Source organism: Algoriphagus locisalis (assembly GCF_900116615.1).
In the GTDB taxonomy this organism is placed as follows: domain Bacteria; phylum Bacteroidota; class Bacteroidia; order Cytophagales; family Cyclobacteriaceae; genus Algoriphagus; species Algoriphagus locisalis.
Genome location: NZ_FPBF01000001.1, coordinates 878151 through 890570 on the forward strand (window position 1 = coordinate 878151; position 12420 = coordinate 890570).

A 12420-nucleotide genomic window follows, 5' to 3' on the forward strand; every position below is an offset into this window, starting at 1 on the left:
TTCTACTTGCCTGGGGGGCAGGTCTGATCATTAAAAATCAAATAATAAACAGATGAAAGAGAAATCAATTTTACATGTGCCTTTACTTTCTCCAGGATGGAAGAAAGTTGCATATTTATTCTTTCCGTTACCGGTCGTCTTGGTGATCGGTATGGCTCTCACACAAATGGACATAAGTCCAGATGAATCTTCTCAGGTGATTTATGGATGCTGGGCCATAGGATTTGGATTGTTAAACCTTTCCAGAGAAAAAGAAGAAGATGAAATGATTAAATCATTTAGACTTCAAGCTTTTCAAACAGGCTCTTATTGGCTGATCTGGGGTTTGGGAGCCTTGATGCTTATCAACTACCTGAGATTTGATCGAATTACTTCAGAGATTTTCACTGCTTATCTCGTGCTTTTTCTATTGAATGCGTATGTCTATGCGGCGTTCCAATATCAGAAATACATGGCTACTAAAGATTAACATGAATTTACAATTTCAAAAGTATTCAGCTATTGTTCTAAAAGATGCGAAAGGTACTTTCCCAATTTCCCAGCTATGAGAAATACAATAAAAGTAGAGCGCGCTCGGCATAATTTGACACAGCAGGATTTGGCGGAAAAAGTCAGCGTATCCAGACAAACAATCAACAGCATTGAGGCTGGGAAGTATGTGCCCTCTACAGTGTTAGCACTTAAGATTTCTAAGGTCTTTTCGGTAAGTCTTGAAGAGATTTTTCAGTTGGAAGAAGGGGATTAGCAGTAAAAAATTTGAATTACAATCTTTTCACTGCTAATCATAGGAGCAAATAGACTCTCTACTTGTCGATTTTCAACAAGGGATATGTTTTATCAAAATAGTCATGGGTCATTAGGTTAATCTGAAAATAATGATCACCATAGTTTATAGCATTTTTCATTAATCTACTGTTGTGAAAACTTGCAAAATCTTCTGCTTTCATTCTGAGTAAAACGGAGTTTTCAATTCGTTTTCCATCTATCCAAACTCCATATTGAGTGTCATCCACCCATAGTTGAAGTTGGTCCGAGGTTACTGTCTTCTTATCAGGTGTCTTGGTTAAAAGGATAGCCATTTCACCATGCCTCTTTCTGTCGCCAGTTTTTTCATCATCCGGTAACTGCTGGTACAGATTATAAATCTGAAGTTGAAGACCTTCTCTATTCCAGAATTGGCGTACTTCTTCACCTTTTGAATTAGTTTTTATAACAGTAGCATCTTCAATGAGCTTGTCCAATTCCTGAGCGGCCTTTGATAGTTGATCTGAGGACTGGGTTACTTGGTTTAGAGTTTTGACAGGAATGGCTTTCACTTCTTGTGCTTGCAGGTCTAGCGTAAATGCTCCCCAAGTCAGAATTCCTAATATACAGGAAGCTAGTATGCTCCAGTTTTTGCTGTGTTTGTTTTGGCTTTTGTTTAGCATGGTTATGCGTAGTTTAAGTGTCGAAGAAACTATTGGACTGGTCAGTGGGATTAAGTTTGATGTCGAGAATTTAAACAGTGTCTTCTTGTATTGATTCACGTCATAATTCCTTTCCAGGATTATTTGATCTGCTAAATACTCATGATTGACTTGTGCCTGATATTTGATCAAATAGCAGATTGGATTGAACCAGAAGATGATATTTAAAAATTCCAGAATAAATAAGTCCAGATAGTGTCTTTGAGAAATATGAGCCATTTCATGACTGACTATAACTCCCAATTCATTTCCTTTTTCGTAATCTATTTTCTTAATAAAAATCGTGTTCAAGAAACTAAATGGAGTTTTGGCCTTCTCTGAAATGATGATAGTTGCGCCATCTATGGTTAGTTTCTCTCCTTGATTTTTCCATCTCATAAGAGTAACAATTGAATGTGATTTAAATACAAGAAGTAATAATGCTATGAGCAGATAGGTTAGAAATATCCAATTGATGTTAGTGGTTTCTTTCGTAGGAGTAAAAGGTTCAGAGATTTGACTTGATGAGATTGGTCCAAGCATTTGCTCCTGAAAAAATGAAGTTTCTACCGGTTCAATAGGATACTGAATCTCTATCGGTACAGATAAAAGTGGGGCGATAGCAGCAAGCGGAATAATCAGCAATAGTGCTATACGATTAAACTGAAAGCTTTTTTCCCTGGACAGGAATAGTTTAAACAGGGTGAAAAGAGCCGCAGAGCATAAAATGAATTTCAGTAGGTAGACTATCATTCTTTTCGTCGTTTAATTTCCCTTTCAACCAACTCTTTGATTTCCTCTAGTTCCTTAGTAGATAGATCAGCTTGCTTAGTGAAAAATGAGGCAAACTTCAATGGCGAATCAGAGAAGAAGTCTTTAATGATTGTTTTGAATTTGCCGATAAAATAATCTGGCTTTTCCACTAGTGGGTAGTACTGTCTTGAGTTGCCATAGACATTATATGCTACATATCCTTTCTCCTGCATCCGCTTCAGAAGCGTGGCTACTGTACTCGCTGCAGGTTTTGGGTCTGGATGACTTTCGAGAATGTCTTTCATGAAAATGGTTTGGTTGGACCAAATCAATTCCATAAGCTTTTCTTCAGATTTTGATAATTTCATTTCTACAGTTGTCAATCTATTTCTACAAATGTAGAATTGTTTTTATTTTATGCAAATCCAATTCTACATTTTGATTTTTTTTAACAATTCAAATCATTTCTTTTCAGTTGATATTAATTTCAAAGCAAATTTTCCCACTGGGATTTTCCCTATCAATACTATATCTACATAATCATTTGAGGTATAATTTTAACAAAATATGTTACACCTGACTTTTGAATAAATAAAGAATAGTTTGATTCGAAAAAATAGCTTTCTTGCAGGCTGATTTGAATATATATGAAAAGAAAAATTCTTGTGATGTCCAGCCTTATGCTTTTGTCACAATTTGGATTTGCACAGATTAATATGGAAGATTCAACGGTACGGACGATTGCCTATTGGGACTACAAAGAGGTAAACACCTATCAAATTTCCCTGGAAACCTTTGATGTGATCAGTCAAGATACCAGTAACTGGAATAAGATAAGTTATCTGGTTGATATGGAGATATTAGATAGTACTGCCGCAAATTATGAGGTTTCGTGGACCTACAGAGATTTCAGTTTTGATTTGGGGGAAAGAGATTCCACCTACCAATACTTTATATATAAAATGCTGTCAATCACGGAGGGTTCCCTGGTGAAATTCAGGACAGATGAGTTGGGTGCTTTTCAGGAAGTGACCAACGTTGAAGAAATAAGTGAGTTTTATAAAAAAGCTGCTGACATACTGAAAACAACGTTTGGCAACATTCCTCAGATCAATGAGATGGTGGATCAGACTTTCAAAAACTATCGGAATAAGAATTCAATTGAAACCCAAAGCATCAAAGATGTTTTGCAATTTTTGAATTTTCACGGTGCTGAGTATAAGCTAGGCGAAGAGTTGTCGGGAGTAATACAATCAGCAAATATACTGGGGAAAGATAGGCTAGAAACTCAGGTTTATGTTTTATTGGAAGAGATTTTTCCAGAAGATAATGATTACAGGATTATTTCCTTTTCAGAAGCTAATTCTGAGCAATTAGTATCTGAAACTGAGTTGGTATTGAAAACTATGATGCCCAATGCTACTGAGGAAGAAATTGGGAGATTAATGGCAGAAGTCGGAGAGCTTTCAAATACTGTGGAAAATATATCTGTGATTCATGGATGGGGATGGCCTATTTATTCAAAAGAAATAAGGAACACAGGCTCTAATCAGAAAATGAAAGTGGAAATCCGCACAATTGAAATACTTTAAACTTCCTTTGGAACACCATTTGCATTTTTTCAGGGTTAAAAGACGCAAAAGTCTTACCTTCGTCCTTTTAAATAGAAATCCTTTTTGATGCCTAAACTTATCCGAATCACCACAGTTCCGCTTTCGCTTAAATTATTGCTTGCCGGGCAAATGAAGTTCATGAAGGAGCAAGGCTGGGATGTAGTAATGGTAAGTGCTGATGGAAGAGAAATTTCTCAGGTGACTAAAGCAGAAGGTGTGAGACATGAGGTAATCCCATTTACCAGAAAAATCACCCCCTTCCAAGACTTAAAATGCCTCTGGCAGCTTTATCAACTTATAAAAAGAGAGCAGCCAGATATTGTGCATACGCATACTCCTAAGGCTGGACTTTTGGGGATGATTGCAGCTAAATTGGCTGGAGTGCAGGTTAGAATCCACACCTTAGCGGGTATTCCTTACATGTCCGCTGAAGGCGGGAAGAAAAGTCTGCTGGAGAAAATGGAGAAGATTACCTACTCCTATGCTACTCAGGTCTGGCCTAATTCTAATGGTCTCAAAAACTTTGTGATAGAAAACAACCTTTGTCCGGAGGAAAAGCTCCATGTAATCGGTAAAGGATCTTCCAATGGCGTAGATTTGAGCAAGTTTAATCGTGGTGTTTTGAAAGAAAACCACCTTGTAGCTGCTACCATGCGTATTCTACCTGGTGAAGATGATTTTATTATTTTGTCTGTTGGCAGACTTGTCAAGGACAAAGGAATACAAGAATTAGTGGATGCTTTCTTGAGTTCAAAGATCGTCAATAAGTCAAAGCTTGTTTTGCTTGGTAGTTTTGAACAAGATTTAAATCCACTTAGTCCAGAGACTATCAAGATCATTACCGATCATCCTAGGATTGTTCAGATTGATTGGTCAGATCATGTTGCGCATTATCTTGCTTTGGCTGATGTACTCGTTCACCCATCTCATAGAGAAGGTTTTCCAAATGTGCTTTTGGAAGCAGGGGCGATGCAGTTGCCAGTTATTTGCTCGGATATCATTGGAAATAAAGATATCATTACCCAACAAAAAACCGGATTAATATTTCCTGTGAAGGATGTATCTGTTTTGAAAGAAGCGATGGAATTTGCCTTTGTAAAGCGGGACAACATGGCTCAAATGGCTATGAATCTATATGATGAAGTAGTTTTAAATTATAATAGACCACAAATCCATCAGGAAATTTTTGAAACATATCAAGCCTTGCTCGGGACGGTCAGTCCGTCCAAATGACGTATATTTAAGCCTTCATCACCTAATTAAATTCTTTTATGAAGTACCTGGTTACCGGAACGGCCGGTTTTATTGGATTTCACGTTGCCAAGCAACTTTTGGAGCGGGGAGACGAGGTAGTTGGTTTAGATATTATAAACGATTATTACGACATTAATCTGAAATATGCCCGCTTAGCGCATATGGGGATTCAGCGTGAGTTAGTAAAAAAAGGTGAAGTGGTCCAATCTGGAAGTATTCCGACCTACAGATTTATTCAATTGGATTTATCAGTTAAAGAGCCTCTTCTCGAGCTTTTTGCGCAGGAAAAATTCGATGTAGTCATTCATTTGGCAGCTCAGGCAGGCGTTCGCTATTCATTGACCAATCCGGAAGTTTATATAGAAAGCAATATCGTGGCCTTCCTGAACGTTCTGGAGTGTTGCCGTTTCCATCCGGTTAGGCATCTGGTTTATGCTTCTTCTAGTTCAGTGTATGGATCGAATGAGAAAATGCCATTTTCTACTTCAGATTCGGTAGATCATCCGATCTCTTTATATGCGGCCTCCAAGAAGTCCAACGAGCTTATGGCTCATACGTATAGCCATCTCTTTAATATTCCGACAACTGGTTTAAGATTCTTTACGGTTTACGGTCCATGGGGAAGACCTGATATGGCACTCTTTCTGTTTACCGAAGCCATCTTGAAAGGTGAGCCGATTCAGGTGTTCAACTATGGTAATATGAAGCGAGACTTCACCTATATAGATGATATTGTAATGGGAGTGATCAAAGTAGCAGATAGACCGGCAATTCCAAATGCTGATTTTGATGGGCAAAACCCTGATCCAGGCAGTTCCACTTCGCCCTACAAGGTGTATAATATTGGAAATTCAGCTCCAGTCTTATTGATGGATTATATTCATGCAGTAGAAAAGGGGTTAGGTAAAGAGGCGAAAATGAATCTTCTTCCTCTGCAGCCTGGAGATGTGCCTGCCTCTCATGCGGAAGTATCTGATTTGGTTCGTGATACAGGATATAAACCAAATACTCCAATTGATCAAGGAGTAAAATCCTTTACAGATTGGTATTTAGATTATTATAAAAAATAAGATGAGCAAATCAATTTTAATTACTGGCGGAGCCGGATTTATCGGTAGCCATGTGGTGCAGCTTTTCGTAGTAAAGTATCCAGAATATAAGATTGTCAATTTAGATGCACTGACCTATGCCGGAAATCTGGAGAATTTGAAAGCCGTAGAAGGAGCATCAAATTATGTTTTTGAGAAAGCTGACATTCAAGATGAAGAAATTCTTAAAGCTATTTTTGAGAAGCATAACATTACCGATGTAATCCATTTAGCTGCAGAATCTCACGTTGATAGGTCGATTACTGATCCTTTAGCCTTTGTGAAAACAAATGTCTTTGGCACGGTGAATTTACTAAATGCAGCAAAGGAATTTTGGAAAGAGAATCTTGCTGACCATCTCTTTTATCATGTTTCTACAGATGAGGTTTATGGCTCACTACACGATGGTGGTTTCTTTTTAGAAACTACATCTTATGATCCTCAATCACCATACTCGGCTTCCAAAGCCGCTTCAGATCATTTTGTACGAGCATATGCTAATACTTACAAAATGAAAACAGTGGTATCTAATTGTTCAAACAATTACGGACCAAATCATTTTCCAGAGAAGTTGATTCCTCTTTGTATTCACAACATCAAGAATAACAGGCCTCTGCCGGTTTATGGAAAAGGTGAGAATGTTCGTGATTGGTTGTTTGTAAAAGATCATGCAAGAGCAATTGATACAGTTTTTCACCAAGGAAAAGACGGAGAAACCTACAACATCGGTGGATTCAATGAGTGGAAGAATATCGATATCGTTAATTTGCTTTGTGCTAAAATGGATGAGAAACTTGGTAGAGAAGTTGGTACTTCTGAAAAGCTGATCACCTATGTAAAGGACCGTGCAGGACATGATTTGCGCTATGCGATCGATGCTACCAAGATCCAGAAAGAGCTAGGATGGGAGCCAAGTTTACAATTTGAGGAAGGAATTGAAATTACCATTGATTGGTATTTGAATAATCAGGAATGGCTTGATCATGTGACCTCAGGAGCCTATCAAGAATATTACGACAAGCATTACGAAGCGTAGAAAGACTTACAGACTTCAAAGCTATGGCGCTGAGGATTTACTCAGCGCCATTGTTTTTTTACGGGTGGTTTGGGCTGGCATAGCAATTTGATTTTCTTTGTGGAAAAATCTTAATTATGTATTTAAACCTGACCAAGCCTTTTTTTGGGCTTTTTCTTTTAATGGTACTTAGCAGCGGTGTCTTTGCCCAAACAGGGAGATTCCAGCAAGCTGCAAACTACCAGATGGACGTTGATATGAACGTCGAAACCAATCAATACACCGGAACCCAAGTATTGATCTATACTAATAATTCCCCTGATACCTTGACCCGGGTTTTTTATCACTTATACTACAATGCTTTCCAGCCAGGAAGCATGATGGATGAGAGGTCAAGAAGTATCGCAGATCCTGATCGTAGAGTAGGAGACCGAATCAGTAAGTTGAAGCCAGATGAAATTGGTTACTTGAGAGTAAGTAGCTTGACTATGAATGGCAAGCCAGTAAAATACAGTGAAGTAGGGACCATTCTGGAAGTAGAACTTGCTGAGCCAATTTTGCCAAACACTGATGCGAAATTTGAAATGAGCTTTAATGGCCAAGTGCCAATTCAGATAAGAAGATCAGGTAGAGATAGCGAAGAAGGTGTGAGATATTCCATGTCACAGTGGTATCCAAAAATGTCTGAATACGATGAGCAAGGATGGCATGCAAACCCTTACATAGGCCGTGAATTCTATGGTATTTGGGGAGATTTTGATGTGAAAATCAGCATTGATAAAACTTATGTTCTCGGTGGTACAGGTTACTTACAAAATCCAAACGAGATCGGTCATGGCTATGAGGATGAAGGAGTGAAAGTTCCTGAAGCGAAAGGCGAAAAGCTGACTTGGCATTTCAAAGCCCCAAAAGTGCACGATTTCATGTGGGCTGCAGATCCAAAGTATCGTCACGATAAATTCTTAATGGACAATGGTATCACGGTTCACCATTTATATATTCCTTCGGATGAAACTACGGAGAATTGGGTGAAGTTGATGGATTATACTCCAAAGGCAATCGAATTTATGTCTGAGCATTTCGGCCAGTATCCTTACAAACAATACTCTGTGATCCAAGGTGGTGACGGTGGTATGGAATACCCAATGGCAACTCTGGTGACAGGTGGTCGTAATCTGAATGGACTTGTTGGTGTGATGATCCACGAATTAGGACACAGTTGGTATCAAGGCGTGATCGCTACCAATGAAGCGCTGTATCCTTGGATGGATGAAGGCTTTACAAGCTATGCAGCTGCTCTTACTAGCTCTGCTATTTTCCGTCCTTCTGAATCACCTTTAAGAGGATCTTATGCAGGTTATTATAGACTTGCAAGTTCTGGCAAAGAGGAGCCAATGAGCACACATTCTGATCATTACAATACAAATGGAGCTTATAGCTCTGCAGCATATTCCAAAGGAGCTGTATTTATGGCGCAAATGGGATACATCATTGGTGAAGAAGCTAGAGATAGAGGAATACATAGCTACTGGAATACTTGGAGCTTTAAGCATCCGAATGTAAATGACTATATCCGTATTATGGAAAAAGAGAGTGGTTTGGAATTGGATTGGTACAAGGAGTACTTCGTTTATACCACTAAGACAATCGATTATGCAATCAAGAACGTCAGTGCTGACGGTGATGCTACTGAGATTACTTTAGAGCGTATTGGACTTATGCCAATGCCTATAGACTTGGTGATCACTTATAAAGATGGAACCTCCGAGATGGTATATTTACCCCTGGAAATCATGAGAGGTGAAAAAACTCCTGAAGCTGGTGCCCCAAATCGAGTGATTTCTCAGGACTGGCCTTGGACCAACCTTACAAAAACGATCACTATCAATAAAAATATGGATGCGATCAAATCAATCGAGATTGACCCTAGCAAGCGATTAGCAGATATCGATCAGAAAAATAATAAAGTGGAGTATTAAGGGCCACATTACATTCATTTTGCATAAAAAAAGGTGACTGTTTAGTCACCTTTTTTTATTGTTTGGATTAACCTGCGTTCTTCATGTCTTGAACTTCTTTTCGGATGTCTTGCGCCATGTTTTTCAAGTCTTGCATTCCTTTTCTAACGCGAGTACCAGCTGCCTGATTACCTTTTTCGTAGAACTTTTCAAAATCGTCTTTAAGAGAATTAACCAGTTCGCTTACTTCACTAAATTTGCTCATAGTAAAAGTGTTGTTTTAGAGTTGATGATAAGTTTATTTACCATTCAATATAGCCCAAATACTTGCTAAATCAATCCAGAGGGCATTTTTTTTGAATATTTTTTACTCACCAAAGGAAATTGCCAGCTCTGAATTCTTATAAACACCGCTGGTTAACTTTTCTTTTATTGCTGCGAAGGCAGTTATAGTTTCCTCTACATCTTTTAGTGTGTGTACGGCTGTAGGGATTAATCTTAAGATAATCATTCCTTTAGGTACCACAGGGTAAATCACTACAGAACAGAAGATACCATAATTTTCTCTTAGGTCTTTGGTCAAGGCAGCAGCCTCGCCTACAGTACCGTTAAGTACCACTGGAGTCACTGGAGAGTTTGATTTTCCTGTGCTGAAACCATTGTCATGCAGTCCTTTTCTGAGTGCTTCGACGATCCTCCAAAGATTATCTTTCAGTTCCGGCTGAGTTTTCAATAACTCAAGACGTTTCAAAGCCCCTTTAACCAAAAGCATTGGAAGAGACTTTGCGAAAATCTGAGAACGCATGTTATATCTCAAGAACAAAATTACTTCAGGATCACCCGCAATGAAGGCACCAATGCTAGCCATAGACTTAGCAAAAGTAGAGAAGTAAAGATCTACCTGATCTTGTACACCTTGCTCCTCGTCTGTTCCAGCACCGGTTTTACCCAAGGTACCAAAGCCATGCGCATCGTCTATAAGCAATCTGAAGTCAAACTTTTTCTTCAACTCAACGATTTCTTTTAGCTTGCCCTGATCACCTGTCATACCAAATACACCTTCGGTAATCACAAGAATTCCACCACCGGTTTCGTTGGCAAGTTTGGTAGCTCTCTCTAGCTGCTTCTCGCAGTTTTCGATGTCATTATGAGGGAACACGTAGCGCTTACCCAGGTGCATTCTCAACGCATCGATGATACAGGCATGACATTCTGAATCATAAACTACCACATCTTTTCTGTCCAGAAGGGAATCAATAACAGACATGATTCCTTGGTAACCGTAATTCAATAAATAGGCTTTCTTTTTATTGACAAAAGCTGCCAATTCATCCTCTAATTGTTCGTGAAGGCTGGTTTGGCCGGACATCATACGTGCTCCCATAGGATAGGCGGCACCAAATTCAGCAGCGGCATCAGCATCAGCTTTACGTACTTCAGGATGATTTGCTAGGCCTAGGTAATTATTCAAACTCCAGGTAAGAACATCCTTCCCTTGAAATTTCATTCTTGGAGCAATTTCCCCTTCTAATTTTGGGAAGGAGAAATAGCCGTCTGCAAACTCGGAGTGTTTGCCCAAAGGGCCCATGTTCATTTTTAATTTTGCAAATAGATCCAAAGTGTATCGAATTTAAGTGATAAGGGATTTAATGATCTGTTCATTAAAATCCGCCAAAAATAAAACTTTAAAGCCTCCCAAGCAAAAAACAGTGGCGAAACAAATGATTCTTAACAAAGCTCAGATAATTTTCTTTATTTAGCCAAAACCCAAAATTCTAGCTTTTAATACCAGAGATAATGTCAAAAATCAAAAAAATTCTTGTAGCAAACAGAGGGGAGATCAGCTTGCGAATCATGCGTACTGCCAGAGAAATGGGAATTGCCACAGTAGCTGTTTACAGTGAGGCAGATAGACTTTCTCCCCATGTGCTATTTGCAGACGAAGCAGTCTGCTTGGGACCGCCAGCATCTTCCCAGTCCTATTTGCTGGGGGATAAAATAATTGAAGTTTGTAAAGAGTTAGGCGTAGATGCAATTCATCCAGGCTATGGATTTTTATCAGAAAATGCTGAGTTCGCCAAAAAAGTAAAAGCTGCTGGATTGATATTCATAGGACCATCTCCAGAGGCAATAGAGGTGATGGGATCTAAGCTTGCAGCAAAGCAGGCTGTAGCCAAATACAATATTCCTTTGGTGCCGGGTACTGAAGAAGCCATATCGGACATTCCTATAGCTAAAGCTCGGGCAGCAGAAATAGGTTATCCGATTTTGATCAAAGCAAGTGCAGGTGGTGGGGGCAAAGGAATGCGAATTGTGGAGAATGAAGGAGAATTTGAAGAGCAAATGCAGCGTGCAGTGAGTGAGGCCCAATCTTCGTTTGGAGATAGTGCGGTCTTTATTGAGAAATACATCACCTCGCCAAGACATATAGAAATCCAAGTACTCGGAGACCAGCAGGGTGAAATCGTGTATCTGTTTGAGCGGGAATGCTCTATCCAGCGTAGGCATCAGAAAGTGATAGAAGAAGCTCCCTCTGCAGTGGTGTCTCCAGATATGAGAAAAGCCATGGGGGAAGCTGCTGTGGGAGTAGCAAAGGCTTGTGATTACTATGGAGCAGGTACGGTGGAGTTTATCGTGGATGAGAAATTGGATTTCTACTTTCTGGAAATGAATACGCGGTTACAAGTTGAGCATCCGGTGACAGAAATGATTACCGGAAAGGATTTGGTGCGTGAGCAAATCTTAATTGCAGAAGGAAAACCACTTTCATTTGCCCAGGAAGACCTTAAGATTCATGGACATGCATTGGAGGTACGTGTTTACGCGGAAGATCCAAGAAATAACTTCCTGCCTGACATTGGAAAACTAGAAACTTATCAACGACCTCAAGGCGCTGGAATTCGTGTTGACGATGGATTCGAAGAGGGAATGAACATTCCGATTTACTATGATCCCATGATCGCCAAGCTGATTACCCATGCAGAAAATAGGGATGCTGCAATAGGAAAAATGGTACGGGCAATTGAGGATTACAAGATTGTTGGTATTCAGACTACACTTGATTTTTGCAAGTTTGCCATCACTCATGAAGCTTTTGTAAGTGGAAACTTTGACACCAAATTTGTGGAGAATTACTTTACTCCAGATGTGCTCGATGAGGATTTTTCAGAAAGTGAGATGGAGTTGTTATCTGTTTTGGCAGTTGAATTTTTCTCCAAAAATAATTCAGCTGGAAATCTGAAAACGGAGGTGACTTCCCAAAATTCTTCTGCTTGGAAAAACCGACTGCAGTAA

Annotated in this window: 12 protein-coding genes; 8 read left to right on the forward strand and 4 right to left on the reverse strand. The window is 39.3% G+C overall.

Annotated elements, in window-relative coordinates:
• The first annotated feature begins 52 nt into the window (after positions 1 to 52).
• Entirely contained in the window at positions 53 to 469 is a 417-nt protein-coding gene (locus BM386_RS03835) for a hypothetical protein (RefSeq protein ID WP_091691713.1), read from the forward strand.
• Between the two features lie 75 nt (positions 470 to 544).
• On the forward strand, positions 545 to 745 hold the full coding sequence (locus tag BM386_RS03840) for a helix-turn-helix transcriptional regulator (RefSeq protein WP_091691714.1): 201 nt from the start codon (positions 545 to 547) through the stop codon (positions 743 to 745).
• Positions 746 to 803: 58 nt separating this feature from the next.
• Here the strand turns inward: BM386_RS03840 and BM386_RS03845 are convergent, their stop codons facing one another.
• Together BM386_RS03845 and BM386_RS03850 are read right to left on the reverse strand one after the other, a co-directional pair.
• Positions 804 to 2198 (reverse strand): M56 family metallopeptidase, encoded by a 1395-nt coding sequence (locus tag BM386_RS03845; RefSeq protein WP_091691715.1) that lies wholly within the window; start codon positions 2196 to 2198, stop codon positions 804 to 806.
• Complete coding sequence (locus BM386_RS03850; protein WP_091691716.1) at positions 2195 to 2566, reverse strand: BlaI/MecI/CopY family transcriptional regulator; 372 nt, start codon at positions 2564 to 2566, stop codon at positions 2195 to 2197. The genes BM386_RS03845 and BM386_RS03850 overlap by 4 nt, the downstream gene beginning before the upstream one ends.
• Positions 2567 to 2845: 279 nt before the next feature.
• Between BM386_RS03850 and BM386_RS03855 the strand changes: the two genes are divergently transcribed.
• The 5 genes from BM386_RS03855 to BM386_RS03875 all read left to right on the forward strand — a co-directional run bounded on the left by BM386_RS03855 (position 2846) and on the right by BM386_RS03875 (position 9147).
• Positions 2846 to 3790, forward strand: a complete 945-nt coding sequence (locus BM386_RS03855) for a hypothetical protein (protein ID WP_091691717.1) — start codon at positions 2846 to 2848, stop codon at positions 3788 to 3790.
• Between the two features lie 87 nt (positions 3791 to 3877).
• Positions 3878 to 5044 carry a glycosyltransferase family 4 protein gene (locus BM386_RS03860; protein WP_091691718.1) on the forward strand — a complete coding sequence of 389 codons (1167 nt, stop codon included), beginning with the start codon at positions 3878 to 3880 and terminating at the stop codon, positions 5042 to 5044.
• 38 nt (positions 5045 to 5082) lie between these two features.
• Positions 5083 to 6135 (forward strand): NAD-dependent epimerase, encoded by a 1053-nt coding sequence (locus BM386_RS03865; protein ID WP_091691719.1) that lies wholly within the window; start codon positions 5083 to 5085, stop codon positions 6133 to 6135.
• A 1-nt stretch (position 6136) separates the two neighbouring features.
• The gene (gene rfbB / locus BM386_RS03870) at positions 6137 to 7189 is read left to right on the forward strand and encodes a dTDP-glucose 4,6-dehydratase (RefSeq protein WP_091691720.1); all 1053 of its coding nucleotides are present in this window, start codon (positions 6137 to 6139) and stop codon (positions 7187 to 7189) included.
• A gap of 116 nt (positions 7190 to 7305) precedes the next feature.
• The gene (locus tag BM386_RS03875; RefSeq protein ID WP_091691721.1) at positions 7306 to 9147 is read left to right on the forward strand and encodes a M1 family metallopeptidase; all 1842 of its coding nucleotides are present in this window, start codon (positions 7306 to 7308) and stop codon (positions 9145 to 9147) included.
• Positions 9148 to 9214: 67 nt separating this feature from the next.
• Here BM386_RS03875 and BM386_RS03880 read toward each other — a convergent pair whose 3' ends face one another.
• Together BM386_RS03880 and BM386_RS03885 are read right to left on the reverse strand one after the other, a co-directional pair.
• Positions 9215 to 9391 (reverse strand): histone H1, encoded by a 177-nt coding sequence (locus tag BM386_RS03880; protein ID WP_057938062.1) that lies wholly within the window; start codon positions 9389 to 9391, stop codon positions 9215 to 9217.
• Positions 9392 to 9493: 102 nt separating this feature from the next.
• Positions 9494 to 10744: an aminotransferase class I/II-fold pyridoxal phosphate-dependent enzyme gene (locus BM386_RS03885; RefSeq protein ID WP_170857029.1), complete on the reverse strand. Its 1251-nt coding sequence runs from the start codon at positions 10742 to 10744 to the stop codon at positions 9494 to 9496.
• 179 nt (positions 10745 to 10923) lie between these two features.
• On the opposite strand from BM386_RS03885, the gene BM386_RS03890 reads away from it, so the two are divergent.
• Positions 10924 to 12420, forward strand: coding sequence for an acetyl-CoA carboxylase biotin carboxylase subunit (locus tag BM386_RS03890; protein ID WP_091691723.1), 1497 nt, complete (start codon positions 10924 to 10926; stop codon positions 12418 to 12420).